The 20,239-nt window shown below is 43.3% G+C and carries 19 protein-coding genes and 2 pseudogenes; 16 read left to right on the forward strand and 5 right to left on the reverse strand.

Features of this window, described 5'->3' with window-relative positions; genetic code table 11:
* Nucleotides 1-2 precede the first annotated feature (2 nt).
* Nucleotides 3-144: pseudogene (locus MKX74_RS09430) on the forward strand (transposase); the annotation flags it as partial.
* A gap of 391 nt (nt 145-535) precedes the next feature.
* On the opposite strand, the gene MKX74_RS09435 reads toward MKX74_RS09430, so the two are convergent.
* Complete coding sequence (locus tag MKX74_RS09435; RefSeq protein ID WP_341178195.1) at nt 536-1,111, reverse strand: TetR/AcrR family transcriptional regulator; 576 nt, start codon at nt 1,109-1,111, stop codon at nt 536-538.
* A 170-nt stretch (nt 1,112-1,281) separates the two neighbouring features.
* On the opposite strand from MKX74_RS09435, the gene MKX74_RS09440 reads away from it, so the two are divergent.
* From MKX74_RS09440 to MKX74_RS28205, 3 genes and pseudogenes are all read left to right on the forward strand, one after another.
* Nucleotides 1,282-2,031 (forward strand): SDR family oxidoreductase, encoded by a 750-nt coding sequence (locus MKX74_RS09440; protein WP_341180544.1) that lies wholly within the window; start codon nt 1,282-1,284, stop codon nt 2,029-2,031.
* 333 nt (nt 2,032-2,364) lie between these two features.
* A complete protein-coding gene (locus MKX74_RS09445; RefSeq protein ID WP_341178196.1) occupies nt 2,365-2,880 on the forward strand; it encodes a cysteine hydrolase family protein in 516 nt (171 codons plus the stop codon).
* Nucleotides 2,881-2,908: 28 nt separating this feature from the next.
* Nucleotides 2,909-3,090 (forward strand): annotated as a pseudogene (locus MKX74_RS28205) (helix-turn-helix domain-containing protein); the annotation flags it as partial.
* Nucleotides 3,091-3,132: 42 nt separating this feature from the next.
* Here MKX74_RS28205 and MKX74_RS09450 read toward each other — a convergent pair.
* The gene (locus tag MKX74_RS09450; RefSeq protein WP_445667261.1) at nt 3,133-4,968 is read right to left on the reverse strand and encodes a BglG family transcription antiterminator; all 1,836 of its coding nucleotides are present in this window, start codon (nt 4,966-4,968) and stop codon (nt 3,133-3,135) included.
* A gap of 229 nt (nt 4,969-5,197) precedes the next feature.
* On the opposite strand from MKX74_RS09450, the gene MKX74_RS09455 reads away from it, so the two are divergent.
* The 5 genes from MKX74_RS09455 to MKX74_RS09475 are packed head-to-tail and all read left to right on the forward strand — an operon-like array spanning nt 5,198 to nt 9,206.
* Nucleotides 5,198-5,506 carry a PTS sugar transporter subunit IIB gene (locus MKX74_RS09455; protein ID WP_267879780.1) on the forward strand — a complete coding sequence of 103 codons (309 nt, stop codon included), beginning with the start codon at nt 5,198-5,200 and terminating at the stop codon, nt 5,504-5,506.
* Nucleotides 5,507-5,520: 14 nt separating this feature from the next.
* Entirely contained in the window at nt 5,521-6,750 is a 1,230-nt protein-coding gene (locus tag MKX74_RS09460) for a PTS sugar transporter subunit IIC (RefSeq protein ID WP_018883499.1), read from the forward strand.
* Between the two features lie 21 nt (nt 6,751-6,771).
* The gene (locus MKX74_RS09465; protein ID WP_133567912.1) at nt 6,772-7,131 is read left to right on the forward strand and encodes a PTS lactose/cellobiose transporter subunit IIA; all 360 of its coding nucleotides are present in this window, start codon (nt 6,772-6,774) and stop codon (nt 7,129-7,131) included.
* A gap of 3 nt (nt 7,132-7,134) precedes the next feature.
* Nucleotides 7,135-8,574 carry a glycoside hydrolase family 1 protein gene (locus MKX74_RS09470; RefSeq protein ID WP_341178198.1) on the forward strand — a complete coding sequence of 480 codons (1,440 nt, stop codon included), beginning with the start codon at nt 7,135-7,137 and terminating at the stop codon, nt 8,572-8,574.
* Nucleotides 8,571-9,206 carry a membrane protein gene (locus MKX74_RS09475; protein WP_341178199.1) on the forward strand — a complete coding sequence of 212 codons (636 nt, stop codon included), beginning with the start codon at nt 8,571-8,573 and terminating at the stop codon, nt 9,204-9,206. The genes MKX74_RS09470 and MKX74_RS09475 overlap by 4 nt, the downstream gene beginning before the upstream one ends.
* Nucleotides 9,207-9,301: 95 nt before the next feature.
* On the opposite strand, the gene MKX74_RS09480 is transcribed toward MKX74_RS09475, so the two are convergent.
* The gene (locus MKX74_RS09480; protein ID WP_028591622.1) at nt 9,302-9,550 is read right to left on the reverse strand and encodes a WGxxGxxG family protein; all 249 of its coding nucleotides are present in this window, start codon (nt 9,548-9,550) and stop codon (nt 9,302-9,304) included.
* A gap of 184 nt (nt 9,551-9,734) precedes the next feature.
* Entirely contained in the window at nt 9,735-10,865 is a 1,131-nt protein-coding gene (locus MKX74_RS09485; RefSeq protein WP_341180545.1) for a DUF418 domain-containing protein, read from the reverse strand.
* A 389-nt stretch (nt 10,866-11,254) separates the two neighbouring features.
* Here MKX74_RS09485 and MKX74_RS09490 point away from each other — a divergent pair, with 389 nt between their 5' ends.
* From MKX74_RS09490 to MKX74_RS09510, 5 genes are all read left to right on the forward strand, one after another.
* Nucleotides 11,255-11,953 carry a response regulator transcription factor gene (locus MKX74_RS09490; protein ID WP_341178200.1) on the forward strand — a complete coding sequence of 233 codons (699 nt, stop codon included), beginning with the start codon at nt 11,255-11,257 and terminating at the stop codon, nt 11,951-11,953.
* Nucleotides 11,954-11,955: 2 nt separating this feature from the next.
* Complete coding sequence (locus MKX74_RS09495) at nt 11,956-13,422, forward strand: sensor histidine kinase (protein WP_341180546.1); 1,467 nt, start codon at nt 11,956-11,958, stop codon at nt 13,420-13,422.
* Nucleotides 13,419-14,561 (forward strand): hypothetical protein, encoded by a 1,143-nt coding sequence (locus MKX74_RS09500; protein ID WP_341178201.1) that lies wholly within the window; start codon nt 13,419-13,421, stop codon nt 14,559-14,561. The genes MKX74_RS09495 and MKX74_RS09500 overlap by 4 nt, the downstream gene beginning before the upstream one ends.
* Nucleotides 14,562-14,830: 269 nt before the next feature.
* Nucleotides 14,831-15,838, forward strand: coding sequence for an LCP family protein (locus tag MKX74_RS09505; RefSeq protein ID WP_341178202.1), 1,008 nt, complete (start codon nt 14,831-14,833; stop codon nt 15,836-15,838).
* 285 nt (nt 15,839-16,123) lie between these two features.
* Nucleotides 16,124-17,152: a fibronectin type III domain-containing protein gene (locus MKX74_RS09510; RefSeq protein ID WP_341178203.1), complete on the forward strand. Its 1,029-nt coding sequence runs from the start codon at nt 16,124-16,126 to the stop codon at nt 17,150-17,152.
* Nucleotides 17,153-17,222: 70 nt separating this feature from the next.
* On the opposite strand, the gene MKX74_RS09515 is transcribed toward MKX74_RS09510, so the two are convergent.
* Complete coding sequence (locus MKX74_RS09515) at nt 17,223-18,434, reverse strand: chromate transporter (RefSeq protein WP_341178204.1); 1,212 nt, start codon at nt 18,432-18,434, stop codon at nt 17,223-17,225.
* Between the two features lie 473 nt (nt 18,435-18,907).
* On the opposite strand from MKX74_RS09515, the gene MKX74_RS09520 reads away from it, so the two are divergent.
* Both MKX74_RS09520 and MKX74_RS09525 read left to right on the forward strand, forming a co-directional pair.
* Entirely contained in the window at nt 18,908-18,991 is an 84-nt protein-coding gene (locus tag MKX74_RS09520) for a YjcZ family sporulation protein (RefSeq protein ID WP_231505479.1), read from the forward strand.
* Between the two features lie 652 nt (nt 18,992-19,643).
* Entirely contained in the window at nt 19,644-20,123 is a 480-nt protein-coding gene (locus MKX74_RS09525; RefSeq protein ID WP_341178205.1) for a ferritin-like domain-containing protein, read from the forward strand.
* The last annotated feature ends 116 nt before the right edge of the window (nt 20,124-20,239 follow it).

Here is a 20,239-nt window from a genome sequence, read left to right on the forward strand (position 1 = left end):
ATAACGGTTCCTTGCAACCGACGTATGCTATCGTGTTTCTGGATGCCATCCATTTCAAGGTTAAGCGGGACCATCGTGAGTAAAGCTACTTACATGGTCATCGGCATGGATCTGGATGGCAACAAGGACGTGCTGGGTATCTGGAATAGCCCCCTTACAGGGGCTATTTTCGTTGAACCGATCTTGGAGTTGATTAAAATCAACTGATTGTATATCTAATATGAATTTAGAAACGACTTTAAGAGCTCTGTTGGCTAACGCTGGTGGAGCATTTTTATAATTACATATATTCATAGTACATGATTTAGCGAACTATATTTTTTACTTCGACAGAATAAGAGCTACCAGACAAAAAGGAGCAGAAGGATTGACCTCGCTGCTCTTTGAATCTGTCTAATTATAGTTTGTATCCGCTGCAATAGTCATTACACCTATTTGCTTTGATGTCATAAGAGTGTATTTTATTGCACCACGTGCTGTTGATTTATTGTGGTTTGAAAAGTCGATTTCGCCCAGTCTGTCAGACACTGCCAAATCAGCAACTTCCAATGGAACGATGTTCCTGGCCTTTGTCACCTGGGTTCAGCAAGCACCAAAATTGTTCAACCATGACCGGTGCCGGATAAGGCATTGAACGGATCATCCACCAATCTAATACACCGACTGTCGCTGCTATTAAAAACTGTACCGTAATTTCCCTGTTCATTTCTGGACCGGGATTGATCGAATCAAGATGCTGATTCAGGCTTTTTTTGAACATAGTCTCCATTTGGTTTCGAAAAACAGTGCCTCCCTTGCTCTTGAGCATTATGGAATAGAAAGAAGCATGCTGCTCCAAATATTCAAACGCGCGATGTAGCGAGGTTTTCGAAGGGAGATGATTGAGGTTTTTTTCAGACATGCAATGTTGTAGTAACTGGTTAATTTGAGATTGCATGCATTGCTCGCGTAGATCGTACTTGTCATCGAAATGCAAGTATACTGTTCCTCGATTGACATTTGCTCCCTCCGCAATTTGGTTGATCGTTATGCTCTCAAATTCCTTTTCCGACATCAGCCTCATAAAAGCATCGATAATAGCTTGTCTCGATTTTGGAATGCGCCTGTCCATATCTTACCTCCTCTCCATCCCATACAAAATGAACAACTTGAACCCAACTGTTGAAAAATGAACAATTGAACCTGGTTTAACCATTGTAGACCATCTATAGCCCTGGTACATTCACTATATAAAATGAATGTTGATAATTCAACAAGTTCAAATTAAGAGGAGGTATAATGATGAAACTTACAGGAAACACGATTTTTATTACAGGTGGCGGTTCGGGAATTGGACGTGCGTTAGCAGAAGCTCTTCAGCATCTCGGAAACAAAGTTATTATCTCTGGCCGAAGTAAAGAGCGTCTAGAGGAGACCATCCAAGCGAATCCAGGCATGTTCGCAGTGGAATTGAATGTACAAGACCCTGTAAGTATAGAGAGGGCAGCCAATCATGTAATCGAACAATTTCCGGATTTGAATGTCTTGATTAACAACGCCGGCATCATTCAGCCCGATAACGCAGTGGGGAGGATCGATGAGGATGTTTTGGTTTCGACAGTCGCCACGAACTTGTTAGGTCCCATTCGATTGACTTCTGCATTAATCGACCATTTGAAGTCCAAAGAAGAAGCTGTTATCATCAACACGACTTCGATTCTTGGATTTGTACCACTAGCGGCAACTGCTATATACTCTGCGACGAAGGCAGCACTTCATACCTATACACTGTCCCAAAGATACATGCTTAAAGATACTTCGGTGAAAGTAATAGAAATTGTACCACCGTGGGTTCAGAGCAATAATGATGAGCCGCGTGCGATGCCGCTTTCTTCATTTATTGATGCAACGCTAAAGCTACTTGGCACGGATATAGACGAAGTTTTGGTCAAAGAAGCAGAAGTATTTCGGAATAACCCTGGCCCGAACGAAGGTGTTTTTTTGGCCCAGCTTAATGATGCGATGCAGTCTGAGCCTCCAAAGATTCATTAATCTACATATAATAGAAATCTCAATATTGTAGGCGATCTTGAAATAGATACATAGTCTGTGAACATTTTCAACTGCCTATGTACAACCCAAAAAACAAGATCGTACATTTAAACCAATAAATCAAACACCTGATAAACTTCCCAAAGCTCTTTCCCGCTTGAACCATGAGTAGGAATGAGCTTTTTTGTGTGTGGATTATAAACGAAGGGATCAAACGACATACTTTCAATTTCTCAAAATTTCTTTTGATCAGTATTAGAATACTGCCATACTGTTGTCAATAATTGAATAGTATGATGAAAATCAAACAAGCCAATACGAGGAGGAAGCCCTATGGTGAAGAAAGCTTTGGTAATAATAGATATTCAAAACGACATAACAAAGAATTACAAGGAAATAATTGATAATATCAATAGAGCAATAAAATGGGCAGTGGATAAGGATATTCATGTGATCTACATTAGGCATGAAAATTTATCAGACGGCACGAGAACTTTTAAACCCAATACTCGCGGAGCTGAACTAGCTCCAGATTTAAACATGGTATCCGAAAATGTTTTTACAAAATACAAAGGAAGCGCATTGAGCAGTGAAGAGTTCACAGACTTTATTAGCAACAATCAAATAAGTGACTTCTACATAACAGGAGCAGATGCTGTTGCTTGTGTGAAATCAACCTGCTACAACTTACGCAAAGTAAATTATAGCGTTAATGTATTATCAGATTGCATTACAAGCTATGATAAAAGGAAAATTAACGAAATGCTGAGCTATTATGAAAGTAAAGGAAGTAAAATCATTAGTTTAAATGACTTGTTATCGAACCACATCTTTGAAGAAACTACCTAGGGCTCTTTATGTTAAGACACCTTAATGAATGCGCAGCAAGCTAGAAATCCTCTACTAGCAGGGGAATAGTGCCAGAACCATTGTCCGTGAATTAGGCAGGCATCATGCCTCCATTTGCCGAGAACTCCATCGAAATCTGAGCCATACCGTGCCGAGTGCTCTCAGGAGAACTATGTCCAAAGGCGCAAGTCCTCTATCCCTGCCGGGAAATGACATCAATGATAAGCGCCTTTGCTGGGAGATGCCGAACGATTATTCCCAGCAGGCGATTAATTGGTTGATGAAGTCCTCGAAATTATCCAGGGAAGAGAGGACATTCACATGGGTATCATTCGTTAATATGGTAGCGAGCGAATCGAATACGTCACGGAAAATCTTTCTTCCTTCTCCGCTCACGGTGATTAATAACACAATTTTCACGATAGAATGATCCCACTTGATCCCATTCGGATTCAGGTAGATGAACATGCCCGTTTTGTGGGACTCCATTTTAATCGCATGGGGTAGGGCTACCTGTCCAAATGCGGTTGACGACATGGTTTCTCGTTCCAGGATTTTGGAGTAATAATCCTCGTCCGTATAGCCATCCCGATTCAGAATTTGGCAAATAAACCGTAAAACATCCTCCTTCTCAGACTGCTCCGTGGAATGGCAGAAATGCCTTTCGTCCAGAAAGGATTCCAGATGGAGCTTGAATTGATTTTTCTTCTTATGCTCTTTTATCTCAAATATTTTATCCGATACTTTTTCGCGGTCACTTTCGATAAAAAAGGGAGTAATCACGACAAAGGGCACTTCCGGAATTTTGTGTAGCTGGGCGGATGAAATAATGAAATCACTAGATGTGTAATTCAAGTCGCTTTCGTCCGTAACAATCGAATGAATCGAAATATCGTCGCCAAAATACTGCTGCAATTTATTGATCATTTGTACATTCATGTTGTAGTAGAGTGGAAACAGCACTGTACACGAGATTTTTACGTTGGTTTGCCGCTGCAATTCAATGGCATACCCCAGATGAAAAGCCAAATAAGCAATTTCATCGTCACTGATCCGATAACCGGTTCGTTCTTTAATCACAAGGGATGCATGTACGGCGCAATCGTAAATCAGAGGGCATTCCTTTTTGATCGTGCTTGTTAATGGATTTTTCGTTGAATGGTTGTTGTTTAATCGCATCAACAGGTTTTTAACATGCAGCGTGAAACGGGTAATAAAATCAGCATCGGCAATACTGATATAGTAATACTTGTGCAAGTTGAATGCGATTTCGCTGACCAAATCAATACAGTCGCTCCCGGCGATTCGTTCCAGATCGCTGACTTCGATTTGCGTAAAGTTGACGTTTGTACCATTGCACGAAATCAGAAGCGCCAAATCCGCGATTTCCTCTTCTGAATATTGGACGTGAAAATAGGCTGCCAATTGTGAGGCAATCTCTCTGGCAATCTGATATGCAGCATTGTCCGTGTGAAAATCTACGGCCTTATTCAAAAATTGAAAATCATGCTTCATTCTATCCAGTGCAATGGTAATGTGAATGATCACGTTCGTTAAATAAAAATCATTTGTGAAAAAGTGGTGGGAAGAAAAGGTCTCCACAACGACTTTTCGAATGTAATCTACGTTCAGTTCGCTATAAAAACTCTTGATTTTATCGACGTCGATAAAGCTTCCGTTTGCCTCTTCATACAAAATGCTGCTCATTAATTTACGCTTGTCCTTTTCTTTGCCTCGCAAATCAATATGATTCTTGGCCCAGCTCAATTCCAGATTGCTTTTGGCAAGCCTTTCCTTGATCAGCTTCAAATCCAGCCTCAGCGTTGATTCACTGATAAACAGTGCATCGCTTAAATCGTGTATATAAATAGGTTGATTGGTGTGCACTATTTTTTTCAGAATATAGGCAATTCGTTCGGATTGCATCTGAGGGATGGCCGTTTGTTCGCTGTTCAGAAAGGTGTTCACCTGATCCGTATCCACTTTATAGCCTTTGTTTGACGAGAGGATTAACCCATGGTGGAGCTGACTAATCTCACCAATGTAAGACTTGATGGTGCGTTTGGACACGCCATATCGATCTGCCAAGCTTTGCGACGGTATCCAATGCGTGCAGTTGCTTAAATAATGAATTAAATCGATATACTGTGTTTTCATGGGCGTTTCCTCGCTTTAAAATCTTTCACCTTAGGAGTGCAGTTTTTTATTTGAGAGCGGCTTTGAAATTGTAATATAGTGTGGTTGTAAGGATGACAGCGCTGTCACAACACGATTATATAGAAAAGCGAGGATGATTACCATGGCAAATGCAGAAGAAGTGCTAAACGTGTTGCTAATCTGTGGGTCGGGAGCAAGCTCCGGTTTTATGGCTGCCAATCTTCGCAAGGCTGCTAAAAAAAGAAGCCTGAATATGGAGATCAAAGCCAGAGGAGAGGCAGAAATTGAAAATTACATTGATGATATTGATGCATTATTAGTGGGTCCTCACTTGGCTTATATTATGGATGACATTAAGGAGCTCACGCAAGGTACGGATGTTAAAGTGCTCTTAATGAAGCCATCTTATTATTCAACCTTAAACGGGGAAGAAGCCTTGGATGATTTGTTAAGCGAGTTGAACATTTAAAGGGGATAAGGACAATGAATAACTTCATCGGATGGCTCAAAAATGACTTCTCTCCAAAGATGAATAAGGTCAACAATAATGTTTGGATTGTGACACTCAAGGATTCTGTCATGCAGCTGTTACCTTTCATTCTTCTAGGATCGGTATTTTGCCTACTGACGATACCAGGTGATTTATACAAAATACCGAATTACCCTAATTTCTGGGTACCGTTCGGATGGACGATGGGGATGCTTTCACTGTTAGTTTCTTTTCTCATACCGTTCAACCTGATGGAGAAAAAGAAGTTAAGAAAACAGCGCTTTATTGCCGGATGTACAGGTCTGATCACTTTTTTGATCATTGTGTCTCCTCAAGTCGTCAAGGATGGTACTGTCGGTTTTAATCATAGTTCGCTGGGAACCGGGGGAATGTTCGTTGCCATCATCGCTGCTCTTTTTACCGGCTATGTGATGAGCTTGTTCGGAAGATTCTCTTTCTTTAAGGAAGAGTCCGTTATCCCGGACTTTGTCAGATCCTGGTTCGACTCGATGCTTCCGATTGGCATCACTTTGATTATAGCCTGGCTGCTAGTCGATATCGTTCATGTCGATATTTACAATATCATTCTGAATATATTTATGCCGCTGGCTCACATCACGGAAAGCCCTTGGGGATTTATGCTGATTCTGTTTATTTATTGCTTCCTGTATTCCATGGGGATTTCCAGTTGGGTATTGACCCCGGTAACCAAACCCATTTTTCTGGCGGCGATCACCGCAAATGCGACAATGGGAGCGCACAATCTGGTTACATCAGAGACGATATTTTCCGCTTACCTGTGGGTGGGAGGCGTTGGCTGTACATTGCCATTACTTGTTATGCATATGTTCTCCAAAAGCACCAAACTGAAAGCTCTGGGGCGGGCAAGTCTGGTTCCCTCCATCTTTAACATCAACGAGCCTTTAATATTCGGCTCCATCGTATGGAATCCGTTATTGATGATTCCGATGTGGATCATTGGTATTGTCCTGCCTGCAATCGTGTGGTTCGGAACGAAAGTGATTCCGTTTGCTCCTATACCAAAAGTGATATTCGATATGTGGTACGTCCCGTTTCCGATCTCCACCTGGATCACGACGGGAACGGTCACAGGCATAATGCTGATGCTGATCTGTGTTGTTGTAGCAACGCTGATTTGGTATCCATTTTTCAAAACGTACGAGAAACAAGAGGTTGAGAAGGAAGCGCAGCAAGCCCATTAATTTGTTAAGGAGATCATAATCATGACATCGGAACAAGTGGCTCAGGAAGCGATGCAAATCATTTTGCATGCAGGAGAAGCAAGAAAGCACTGTATGGAGGCATTAAAGGACATTGAGGATGCTGAGTTTGACGGCGCAAGGTCAAAAATGAAGTTAGCCAACGCTGAAATCGTCATTGCTCATCGGGTGCAAACGAATTGCATCCAAAAAGAAACGGAAGGCCAGCAAGGAGATTATTCGGTGTTATTCGCTCATGCACAAGATACGCTAATGACCGTCTACAGCGAGATTAACTTGGCCAAGCGGCTGCTTGATATTTTTGAAAGCTTCGACAAGAGATTGAACCAATTAGAGACCAATAAGCAAAGAGAGGAAGTATAAACTATGAAGACCATTCCATCTGGGTTTCCTGCCGACTTTCTATGGGGAGGGGCCATTGCTGCCAATCAGGCTGAGGGTGCTTATGATATTGACGGAAAAGGGTTAAGCGTAGCGGATATTAACGAGTATACAGACCAAGTTCCGTTAGAGAAAAAATATAACCTGGAGCTAACTACCGACTATATTAAAAATGCCATTCAGAATAAAGAGAAGATTTTTCCAAAACGCTGGGGCATTGATTTCTATCATACCTATAAAGAAGATCTGAAGCTGCTCAGCGAGCTTGGACTCAAAACGTTCCGCACGTCGATCAACTGGACAAGGATTTTTCCAAACGGCGATGAGGAGCAGCCCAACGAAGCTGGATTGAAGTTTTATGACCATTTGATTGACGAGATTATTGCCAATGGGATGGAGCCGATGATCACGCTGTCCCACTATGAAATGCCGCTTCATTTAACTTTGGCTTATAAAGGCTGGTACTCCCGAGAAATGATTGATTTTTTTCACCGCTTTAGCCAAGTCATCCTGGATCGTTACCATACCAAGGTGAAATATTGGATCATCATTAATCAAATCAATTTAATCGTTCATGAATCCTTTAACCATCTAGGTATTGCGGAGGATGTTGTAGAGGATCTGCTCTCCGCTAAATATCAAGGTGTGCACAATGAAATGGTAGCCTGCGGCTTGATTACGAAATATGCCAAAGAGCTGAATCCTGACTTGCAAATCGGTATGATGCTTTGTGGTGGACCTGCGTACCCGGCGACCAGCAAACCAGAAGACGTATTCGCTACCGTTCGCAATAACCAAATGGAATACTTCTTCTCCGATGTGTTGCTGCGTGGTTATTATCCTGGCTATGCTTTCCGTTACTTCAACGACAACAACATTACGGTTGAGTTCGCGGAGGGTGATGAAGAGGCGCTGCGACATACGGCTGACTTTATGTCATTTTCCTATTACTATACTCGTATTTTTGATAATGAGAGCTTGAAAAACAAAACGGGTCCGTACCGCAACTTCGAGCTTCCAGCTAATTCATGGGGATGGACCATTGATCCTGTCGGATTGCGTACCTTGCTTAATCTGTTCTATGATCGGTACCAGTGTCCCATTTATATTACGGAAAACGGGGTCGGCTACCATGACCGTCTGGAAGAAGATCATTCCATCCACGATCCTTACCGGGTTGATTATTACCGGGATCATATTGAGCAAATGAAAGAAGCTATTAAAGATGGGGTGGATTTGAGAGGATATTATGCCTGGGGGCCGATCGACATCGTTAGCTGCTCCTCCTCGGAAATGAGCAAAAGGTACGGTTTCATTTATGTAGATCAGGATGATTATGGTCAGGGAAGCAAGAAGCGTTATCTTAAGGATAGTTATCATTGGATGAAAAAGGTGATTGCTTCCAACGGAGAAGATCTCGATTGAAATTGGTTTCCCCTGTATTCGCAAATCGTATCGGCCAATTGGTTATCGTGTTCGTAGCGACTCTGTTAAGCGCCATAGCCGTCAATTTATTTATCGAATGTAATATAGGGTCCGATACCTTAACGGTTTTATTAGACGGCTTGCATAAAAGCCTCGGCATCAGTGTCGGGCTTGCAAGCTTCGGCCTAAGCATTGCTTTTCTTGCTGCAGGTCTTTGGTTAAATCATAAGTCTATCGGGTTAGGCTCCATTATGTATTGTCTTCTAATCGGTCCCTTGATTAACTGGGTTCATCCGTTCATTGCCGATATGGACTTGCCTCAATTCTCACTATGGGCAAAAATCTCCATTGTGCTTCTTGCCAACATTTTTTTCTCCATGACTTATGTGTTGTTGATGAATTTCAGCAATGGAATGTATGCGTTAGACGCTGTTCTGCGATACGTCGAGTCCAAATTCGGACTTCGGTATGACATCGGTAGAATTGGCGTAGATGCCATCTTTTTTAGCACTGGATTTATTCTTGGAGGGGTTGTAGGTATTGGAACGATTATAGCCTTTGCGCTAACCGGACCGGTGACCCTGCTCCTGGAAAAAATGCTACTTAAGTGTAAAAAAACTTTGAGCTTTTAATTGAATAGTTTAACCATTTAGTATTGTGGGACCTAGGTAATGCGAAGAGCAGGAGGATGATTTTCCTCACTGCTCTTTGATGGATATAAGCTTACTTATCGATCGGAACGATCAGGTACTCTTTTTCTCATGCCTGCTAATCCGATCAGACCTAATAATCCCAGCCAACCCCAATTCGAGTTGTTATCGTTGTCCACTGCATTAGCTCGAACGGAGTTCGTTTGGTAATTGGCCCTATTGTTTTGATACGTCATGTCTCGATCCGTCGTGTGTTGGGCAAAAGCCGGAGCTGATAAGGCTGTAACCAGGAGCAAGGGCAATACATATGCAACTATTCGTTTCATTACAAAAATCCTCCTCACAGTGTAATGATTATAGCTTGTTCGCAATGCATACCCATTATGCAGTGTTTTGTAGTTATATAATTCCAACTTACCTTAAAAAGGGTCAATAAGCTTTCCTAGCATTGTACACAGTGACTAGGTAAGCTTATTGACTTTGTGTAGCTGGTTATAACTTAGCAGTTGACTATAACTTAGATGAACCGCTATTCGTGTCGGCTGCGGGAGTGAAGGCTTGGTCGAATCTTCTCATGAAGGCTTCAAGTGGACCTGTGCGGCGCAGCGCAATGATCCAACTAATCGCTACGGTTATTACTGCAACGAGCAAATCACCTAATGGCATACTACCCAATCCTAGTTCAATTCCAGCTAGCTCAAGTATCCAGATCACAATGAACTGTAAGGTATACATTGTCAATGCAACACGTCCGACGGCTGCAAAAGGCTTGAGCACTGCTGAGAGCTTGTTGGGTATGAGGCAGACAATTCCTAGCACCAGGAACGCGATTCCCAGCCCCATAAGTGTCTGAAATGTAGAAGCACTGTGTGGAGCTGTCCACAGAAGCATATGCCACATCGGAGAATCCACATTATGCGGCCAAATAGCATAAGGATCAGGTTGGTTGACTACAGTGCCCTGAACGCTTACGATCCATGCTTCAAATGACTGATTAAGACCACGCATAATGAACGTAGCGAGCAGTTTGCTGATCGCGATAATGAATCCTCCGCTAACAACGAACAAGAAGGCTGTTCGCGCATGCTGAAGATTAAGGCGGCCAATCGCCATACCAGCTACGAAGGCAGGTGCCAGTCCAAGCGCTGACATTGGACCACCAGCAATGTCCCTGAGTAAGTAAGTGCCTGACAGGAGGCTTCCTCCAAGGATCATCAGAGGTGGGGCGATCAAGATCAGAACTGCTGTTGTCAAGACAAGCGTCCGGGTCGAGCGACGCACCAATAGCAACGCCAGAAGGAACAGTCCAGCATAGGCTGGCAGAATCACACCGAACGGAGCATTTAACATGATCAGCAGATATCCAATGATGTCGATGAATACGGACCGGGCCAGCATTCGCGTACGAAATACCTTTATGTCGGTTCCTTTCCCCAGCATTCGTCCGGCCATAATCGAGTAAGAGATTCCGCCACAGAGTATAAAAAGCAAGGTTGTATTCCCAGAAACAAAGGCGTTCCTTTCATTCAGCGCGAAATGCTGCAAAAACATGCCTATTACGGCCAGTCCCCGAACAGCATCAAGCGCGATAAGGCGACCAGAGCCCGAGGGATTTGCTCTTTGGCGCTTTTTTCCTTCCATAGAATCCTGTGTGATCGTTGTTGCATTGCTATCCTGTTGCCGTGTATTACGAATAGACACCGATATCCTCCTCCCAGAAAGACTCTGGTTTTGTATGTACCCTTCATTCCTTGTGATTAAGGACTGAATATAGTGCATATTAGAGGGGAGATGTCACTAAAGTTTGATCAGGATGTAAACAATTTGTCACAAGACCGTTTAAAGATTGTGTCTGGAAGCTGTATCTGATACCTTGAACGAAAGGACCTGTATTGTAGGAGGGACCCCGCAACGAGGCTTTCTCCATTTTCTAGCTAACCATCTATTTTAGTTATTTGACTAGTATGGTTCAACCATTCTAGCTATTACTTTGTGAACGTTACGTTAAGAAGAAAAGAGTTGAAGATCCGTTGAACAATGCAAAAATTCTCATCATTGAAGATGACGCGCCGATAGCCGATCTGCTATCCTATGGACTCTCCAAGGAAGGCTTCCAGACGCGGACTGCTGCAAGCGGTGCTGCAGGCATGAAGGAGTTGGAGCTATTTAAGCCAGATTTATTGTTACTGGACTGGATGCTGCCCGATCAGAGCGGGCTGGATATTTGTAAAAGGGTGACTACAGACTATAACATCCCCATTTTTATGATTACAGCTAAATCAGATATTACCGACAAGATCCTTGGACTGGAAATCGGAGCGGATGACTACATCACGAAGCCCTTTGATTTACGGGAGGTTATTGCCCGGATTCGAACGATCCTGAGACGGCTTGATTCTGCGAGAAGTGGGAGCCATGAAGAGAATGGTAAAGGTGTTCTAAGCTTTCATAAGCTGGAGATTGTTACCGAGGAACGACTCGTCAAGAACGATGGGCAAGCTGTGGAGCTGACACCCAAGGAATATGACTTGCTGATGACCTTATTCAGGAATCAGGGCAAGACATTTACTCGCTCGGATTTGCTCGATTTGGTATGGGGGTATCAATTTGTAGGCGATACACGTACAGTAGACACTCACATCCAGCGACTGCGCAAGAAGCTAGGCGCCAGTAATTATATTATTACGGTGTTCGGTATCGGGTATAAATTTGTAAAACAGGTGGATTAAGAATCATGAAGAGAATCAGTGTTAAATTTCTTGTAGGATTCTTTCTTATTTTCTTCCTCTCTTTTCTTATTCTTAATCAGACGGTTAAGGAATTCATTCAGTCCAGCAATCAGAAGCTCGTAACCTCAGAGTTAGTGGGACTTAAGAACAACAGTAACATTTATGTTCGTCAGGCGTTTCTCATTAATCATTTCACAAGCAATACTCTGTATTTTGGTGAAATGGCTCAGGAAATGGCGGATGATCTAAATCATGCGACAGGCAGCGCCGTAGGTGTCTACACAGTGGAAGGCGAATTACTCCATGCCTCGGACAGCTCTATGTTCGGACAGCATAAAGAGAATGATCTGCAGCAGGCTGTGAATGGCAACATGGCTTATAGCATCACCTATGACCACAGCAGTGCTGTGGCTCTCTTCTCCTATCCTGTCGTTATTGATGGAGCGAGAGTGGGGATATTGCGTTTTTCCAAGGATTTCAGCCTGTTATACCAGCAAAGTGGTCGGGTCCTGGATATCATCTTTTACATGTCATTGGCCATTTTTGTGGCGGCCTTCCTCTTCTCGTATGTTCTGTCGAGACATATCACCGTTCCCTTGGTCAAGCTTAGCCGGGTATCTACGGAAGTAAAGAATGGGAATCTGGACGTGCGAGCTGAGGTGAAGCAGCAAGATGAGATCGGTAGGTTAGCGGACAATTTCAACGATATGATTGACCAGATCAGCAAACAAATTACGATTATCAAAAAGGATCGGGATCATCTTCAGGAGCTTCACCGGAAGGAAAAGCTATTTTTTGATAACGTGACTCACGAGCTCAAGACACCTCTCACGTCCATTCTGGGATATGCTGAACTGATCCGGGAGAACGGCGAGCAGGATCGAAGCTTTTTTGATAAAGGAATGAATCATATTATTGAGGAAAGCAAGAGATTACATGCCATGGTGGTGAAGCTCCTTGAAGTCTCGCGTAAAAATGCAACAACAGAGGAATCCGATAAGGTCGAGGCAGGTCTGATTCTACAGGATGTGTGTGAGTCCATGACGATCCGCGCACAGCGTTATAAGAAAAAAATAAAGTGTGAAATTCAGCCCGATCTGATGGTAATGATCCACAAGGACAGGCTCCGCCAAATCTTTATCAATCTGCTGGACAACGCGATTAAATATAGTGCATCGTTCTCGGAAATCAATGTGAAGGCATTTCACGCCGATGGTAAAATTCGCTTTGTGTTTGAGAATCCGAGTGATCCCATGCAGGCAGATTCATTGACTGATTGGTTCGAGCCCTTCTATCTGGCCGACCCCAGTGGATCGGAAGAGGGTAGCGTAGGGCTGGGACTTAGCATCGTAAAATCTATCGTGCATGAATCTGGAGGAGCGGTATCCATCCTTAATCAGCAGGGTCATACGAGCGTAACTGTAGAATTTGACGGCTTGAAGATCGTAAGAACGGGGACATCGTTATGAACAACACACGCGTTGCATTGCTTCTAATGAATCTCGCATGTAGTGTGATACTCTTGTCAGGCTGCAATATGGGGCCTACAACGGAGACTGTCATTATACCTGGTCAGGTAGATATGAATATAGAAGAGCCTGATTCTCATCCATTCCAGGTCCATAAGATCTATCGACTTCCTGATGAGATTACGAATTCGGATTTATTATTAGGGTGGGCAGCTTCGAATTCTGTACTTGCTGTCACCCGAAATGAAGGAATAACTGGTCGGACTGAATTAAGGCGTATAACCAGTCCCTATGATCAAAGTAAGGTCGTACCTAAAATGGACCATGTCAACACTCAAATGCTGTTGTCGCCTGACGGTAAGTATGTTAGCCAAATCACAAGTTCAGCATCGGAGAGTAGGCTGAAGATCATTTCCTTAGCCGATGGTAACGAGGTAGAAGTAGCCAAGATTAGCACCCGGGCCCCTTTTTTCCTACAGGACGTGTCCTGGTCGAACAACGGCAAATACCTGAGCTATCTATTGGTAGGTTATCAGGGAGATGAGCATAGCAGGCTTCGCTCGTATGATGTTGTTACGAAGACATCGAAGTCCTATATGTTAGGAGACCTGACTTCATTGGGGTCAGTTCTTACCGTACAGATGTCCGATGATGGAGAAAGTGTACTCTTAACTACGTATCCACCTGGTTCGTATGGCAGGACTAATCTGCTATTGGGATCAGTCAGTGGAGACAGCATTAGAGTTCAATATGAGCGCGAAAGAGCGGGGGCGCAATATGCTTGGCTTACAGCAGATCAATTCGTATTCCTCGGTGCTGATCGAACCTTGTATGTATACGATAAGCGTAGCAGTGAACTGTCCATATTGCTGGAGAAGGTGAATGATTTCCAACTGTCTCACGACAAGAAGAGCATTGCTTATTCTTTATACGATCAAGATGCTTTATTTGTCGGGAAGGTCCAAGGGAAGAATATTCTGTCTAACGAACCTGTCTACCGTGGTCTCATCGCGAATGAAATCTATTGGAGCCCAGATAACAAGAGTGTGTTAATTCGTGGGCAAAAGATGTTCTCAACTACGCAAGCTATTGCCTCGGATGCGAAGGACGAGCAGACATTCATTATCGAATTTCGATAATAAATTGGTTCTGTGTCTTACATTTTACCACCCCATTGTTCACCTGGTAACTGCATAAGGTACTACCCAGAGCACCCCTATTCCGGTTTACGGAGATAGGGATGCTCTTTTTTTTATTTGATAGATTCCTCTAATACATTCCTCGCTTGTGACAACTTGTTTACATGTTGATCAAATCTTGGCGACATCTGCTCGGTATATTAAATGAAGCCTTGCAGGACCATTAATTTATCTGAGTATACAGCAAGGTCGAGAAAGGAAGTAATCGAATGACCCTTAGAAAAAAAACGCTAACCATATTGTTATTGTTAATCCTAGTCATGGCACTTGGCTCTGCGATCTATTACATTTCCTCTATTTATAGAGGACTGGAGAGTCTGAATAAGACGTCAGAAAACTCTCCTTTTAGTGAGATTAATGAAGCTGTAGCTGTTGAACCACCTGAGTGGCTGGGCACCGAGCCTGTGAATATTCTACTGATGGGGGTAGATGCCCGTGGAACCAAGAAGGGGGAAATTCCGAGATCGGACAGCATGATGGTAGTATCCCTGGACCCTACGCAGAAAACCATCCATGTGTTCTCTATACTTCGAGATACCTATACGGATATAGCTGGACACGGCAAGAACCGAATTAATACGGCTATTCAACACGGGCCACAGGTGGCTATGAGTACAGTAGGCGAATTGCTAGGTATGCCTGTTCAATACTATGTGTATACAGATTTTCAAGGCTTTATTCAGCTGGTCGATGCTGTAGGTGGTGTTGATTTTCATGTTGAGAAGGATATGAATTATGAAAGTAAAGCGGATAAGCACGAATTTGATATCAACCTCAAAGAGGGAATGCAGCATTTGGATGGAACAACAGCCCTGCAGTATGTGCGCTTCCGCCATGATGCCATGTCTGACTTCTCGCGTACACAAAGACAACGGGATTTCCTGAAGGCCATTGCCGAGGAGATGAAGACGACGACCTCGATTATGAAGCTCCCATCCATCCTGAAGGAAGTAAGTCCCTATATAGATACGAATTTATCCGTCGATGATATGTGGAAGCTGGCTTCACTGGGTTACGAGAGCAACGTTACAGCTAGTGAGCAGATTCCTCCTATGAAGCTAATTGAACAGACTTATGTGGGGCGAGCAGCCGTCTTAAGTGTGACGAGTAAAAGTGATTTGAGAGCATTTGTACAAGGCGCGCTACATACCAGCGAGCCTGATTCAGTTGTAGACGAGGCGGGTGTAGATCAAGCAAGTACTAGTGTGGGGAAGTAAAGAAACACGGAACAATTGGAGGTAGCTTAATCTATCGCATAAGGTAAATAGAGTAACCTGAGTGATTATTAGCTCAAGGATGGCTGAATCAACATTGGTTAGTTTTAGTATTAAGAGCTCTGCTAGCTAGCACTGGTGGAGCTTTTTGTATCAAAATGAAAACCAATAAAAAATAATTATGCAAAATTATAGTATATTTTTATAAATCAGTAAGTTTATGTTTAGACATGATTGATGGATTACCTTATTTTTAAGTGGATTCACCAAATATTAGGGGGTATTCCGATGAATAAGGAAATATTAAGAAAGTTTACGATCATTTTTGGTCTTACGCTCTTCATGCTACTCTCTTTAACGGCAACAAAAACCTATGCAGCCAATATAGGAACCGTACTTAAGAACCCGGAAAATGGCTGGACTAGATATGACGATGCGTATGTTACAGGAACCATACCTCCAGGGACAAGTCCTAACTATTATCGTTCCACGGGAAAATGGACGCAAACACCAGGCCAGAACATTACATTTGATTTCTATGGAAATCAGATTCGTCTACTAACCTACACAAGTAAGGAGCATGCATCTGAAGTGTCAATCACCATAGATGGAGTTCCCTACACGTATAGCGAGCAATATAACACAGGAACATTAACGCTTGTTTTTGAAAAGACAGGTCTTGAGACAGGATTCCATGAAATCGTAATTGAATCTGTCCAATCAGGTGTGTGGACTTCACTGGATGCCATAGATCTTAATCAGGGCGGTTACATTGTGCCTATTAATACTCCCTCTCAACTAACGGCTTCTCCTGGCAGCTCGCAGGCTATCTTAAGCTGGAAGGAAGTACAGGATGCCACAAACTATACGATCTATTATGGAACGAAGCCTGGTAACTATACGGAAACAGTGAGTGTGACTAAGGATGCATATGCCAACTATGTTATTCCAGGGCTAACCAATGGGACGACATATTATTTCGCCGTGACGGCGACAGTAAATGGTGTGGAATCGGAACGATCCAAAGAGGCCTCGGCTACTCCGCTGGCAGGTGAACAGCCTAATCCAGAACCAGAACAGCCTTCCGGCAACCGGGCTATTATGGTAGTTACGATGACAACAGGGCTGGAGAAAGAATTCGACCTCAGCATGAAGGAGGTCCATGACTTCATTGCCTGGTATGAAGCCAAGCAGGCAGGCTCGGGCAAAGCTTCCTATGCCCTCGACAAGCATGTTCATAACAAAGGTCCATTCAGCAGCCGTAAAGATTACATCTTGTATGATCGTGTACTGACATTTGAGGTTAGTGAGTATTAAAAATATACCGTCATATTCAAAAGAGCCCTGCCAGCATTCATACTGGTAAGGCTCTTTGCCGTTTAACGGGTTAGAGCAAGTTAATCATTGCACCACCGGCTGCACCAGCGACGACAACGATCCATGGGGGTACTTTCCAAAAAACGAGCATTAGAAACAAAATAGATACCAGTGCAAAATCAACAGGAGCTAGAACAGATGTTGTCCAAAGCGGATTATATAACGCCGCCAACAGGATGCCTACAACAGCAGCATTAATACCAATTAAAGCGCCTTGGATTTTGGGGCTTTTACGTAAAAAATTCCAGAAGGGCAATGCTCCTACGATTAAAAGAAAAGCGGGCAAAAAGATAGCGATCGTTGCAATCACTGCTCCTGTAACTCCGCTTATCATCGCTCCCAAATATCCGGCAAAAGTGAATAATGGCCCTGGTACAGCTTGTGCTGCACCGTATCCCGCCAAAAAGTCGGACTTGTGGATCAGACCTGTAGGGACGAATTCGCGCTCCAGCAGTGGAAGTACGACATGACCTCCCCCAAATACAAGCGATCCTGAACGGTAGAAGCTGTCAAAGAATGACAGCCATCCCGAGCTATCCAATTGGCTTAGCGGGGGGAGAACAATCAACATTCCAAAGAAAGTACCTAAACAAACTACTGCCAAGCTACGGCTAACAGGAACAGACAGGTCTGATATCTGAGTGGTTGTCGTTTTTCTAAAATGGATCATACCAATAATGCCTGCAAGAACAATAAGGAGGATTGGAATGAAAGCAGTCTGCCACAAGAGGGTCGCCGCTGCCGTAAAGATGGCAAGGGTTGCCCTGCTACGGTCAGGAGCTAGCTTTTGTCCCATACCAAGTATAGCCTGGGCGACAATGGCTACAGCAACCAGTTTAAGACCATGAATCCAACCTGAGCTGCTGATATCAAAGCCTTGCAAGAGGAAAGCGAACAAGACTAAGGCAATGACAGATGGAAGTGTAAAACCTATCCAAGCTATCAGCCCACCGAGCAGTCCGGCGCGGATGATCCCAATTCCAATCCCTACTTGACTGCTCGCAGGTCCGGGCAAAAATTGGCACAACGCTACTAAATCCGCATAGCCTCGCTCATCCATCCATTTTAGACGGCGAACGTACTCTTCATGAAAATAACCAAGATGTGCGATCGGCCCTCCAAATGAAGTGAGGCCGAGCTTCGTGGATACAGCCAGCACTTCAGACAGTGCCCTAGCTTTACTTTTAGGGTGGTCCTGATGTAGTACTTGATGATTCTCCAAGCGTTGTTATTCCTCCTCAGCGGATTATTCCAGACTATCCAATTGATTAATAGTCAAGGGAGGTCGAATTACCTCTACCTGATTAGCTACATTATAATCATCAGGATCAACATTAATTAAACGCTGGATTAAATCATAGATAACTGAGCCACTTTTTGAAATTACAGCTTGTATCAAAAAACCTTGTGTAAACGCATAGCGGGAGAGTGGAAACAAGCACGATCGAGAAGAAGTTTCCTCAGTGTCCGGTAGCATTCCTCCAGCCTTCGAAAGGTGAGGATATCTCTTTTAATCGTGTAGTAGTAAAACCTACCCGTGCTGTAGGCTATTTAGAGATTTGACGGTGTTACATAAGTTATGGGATTGGTCTAAATGTTCGTATCTAATTTTGGGTATAAGCACAAACACTTGGCGCGATAAATGCGTATATTGTGGTAAATCACAAGGAGGTGTTTGTAGTGAGTTGTGAGAAAATTTGCCCGGTTTACACTTCGACTGCCGTGATTCTGGTACTCTACATTCTCTTGGTTATCGTTCTGAGAACTTTTTATGTCTAATCTAATGCGCCAATTGCAGTGAGGCTGAATACATCTTGCAGCTTGATCACACACCCGTCTATGATTTCGCTTGTTCGGTAAAATACATCACAAAAAGGAATGGCTCCGTCTGTACAAGACAGGAGTCATTCCTTTGTTCAGGATGAAGCATTCTGTTAGGTGTACAACAAAGTAATTACGAGCAATTCATAAAGAACCAGAGTTAAAATGAGCTCGTCATTGTAACCAAAACCTCTCCCATAAGTACCATGCCCATGATGACCTTCATTATTCTTAACGGCCAGGTTCAACAATCCCTTATCACAGCTCACAATTCTTCCTACCATCATTTGGCCGTCTAAGGTCTCAATGCGAACATACTGGTGTATATGATGTCTGCATATGTTGTGTAGATGATCTCTATAGGCTCTTATGTTTTGAGCTGTATTATTGTCCGCTTGATATAGCACTCTTTGCTGTGGATTCATTTGTAGGGTCATACTCAGCACTCCTTATTTGAAATGTAATACACCATATGCCCAGACTGATTGTATTGTTCATAAAAAAGTTCTGTTACAACCAGATGGGGAACTACTGCACTCATTCTCTGGGTAGGAACCTGAATGGGTGAATACACATATACTTCCATAAACAAACGTTGGGAGGAGTCAGCTTGGATCAAGGACCTTCTTACTGGGGAAATGTATACTATATGAGACACGAATTCACGCCTATATGGAGCACTGGATATATGGAAGCGATACAAATGATTAAGGAAGCGGTACAAGGGGAGCGCAACGACGAGCTATTCTACACGGAATTAATCAATTTGGCCCCTTCACAGGAGCAGGTAGCCATCATCGAAAGTATTCGTGACGATGAGCGTGGTCACAACAAAATGTTCAGAGAGATGTATCTGGCGTTGACAGGTCAGACCATTACAGGTTCCAGCAATGAGCAATATGAAAAAGTGAACTCCTATACAGCAGGTCTACAGCGAGCCTTGATGGGAGAATTGGGTGCAGTAGAACGATACCGCAAGATTTGGTTTGGACTGCCTGCTGGCATCTATAAAGACACAGTGTTCGGCATCATATTGGATGAGCTTAAGCATGCTGATAAATACAATTATCTGATTACGTTGAATCATTAGGTAAGGCAGAGAATGGCTTCAGCTATAACCCATAAGCGAGAGAAGTGCGCATGGATGCCGACGTAACGTTCGAGCGATGCGTGTTTCAATCGCTTATTTGTTTTTGTGTAGAAAGA

The organism is Paenibacillus sp. FSL K6-1230 (assembly GCF_038002385.1).
Taxonomy (GTDB): domain Bacteria; phylum Bacillota; class Bacilli; order Paenibacillales; family Paenibacillaceae; genus Paenibacillus; species Paenibacillus massiliensis.